This is a genomic window from Helicobacter monodelphidis (genome assembly GCF_003288845.1).
Classification (GTDB): Bacteria; Campylobacterota; Campylobacteria; order Campylobacterales; family Helicobacteraceae; genus NHYN01.
Map to the genome: position 1 here is coordinate 1 of NZ_NHYN01000090.1, position 571 is coordinate 571.

Consider the following 571-nt stretch of genomic DNA (forward strand, 5'->3'; position numbering starts at 1 on the left):
ATTGAGTGATGTTGAGATTAATTTTGATAGTGGTGCTGGAACATTAACTAATGCAGATAAATTCTATCTTGTTGGTTTAGGAGCTAAGAATCTTAATATCGTTTCTAAGAGTTCAGGGACTGTTGAATCTGTATTTGATCATACAGGTAAAACAAATCTTACATTAGATAAAGGAACTACTACAACTTCTGGAAATGTTGGACATGGAAATATTAACCTCACAGGCACAACAGAGCTTAGCATTCGCACAAATTCAGATTGGACTGGAACAGTGCTTGCAGATAAAGCAACTCTTTTAAATATAGACACTACAGGGGGTTATTTAAATTTACAACCCGGTTCTATCGCTGGTTCTGTCTTTGCTAAAGTGCAAACACTCAATGTCAATGCTATTGGTGATTTCTCTGCTTCAAACACAGACTTTGCTTCAATGAGCACAGCAACTATCAAAGGTGTAGGTAGAGTTACACTCGGCAATCTTAATCGTGGTGATTCTGTTACAGTCGATGCAACAAACCTCATTGGTCTATTGAGTATGGGAACTGTTACAACAGGCAACTTCACTTTGACA

At 37.5% G+C, this 571-nt stretch carries 1 protein-coding gene; it reads left to right on the plus strand.

The window, feature by feature from the left end:
- The coding region (locus CCZ01_RS10640; protein ID WP_181566406.1) for a hypothetical protein at nucleotides 1-571 on the plus strand (571 nt) is incomplete at both ends.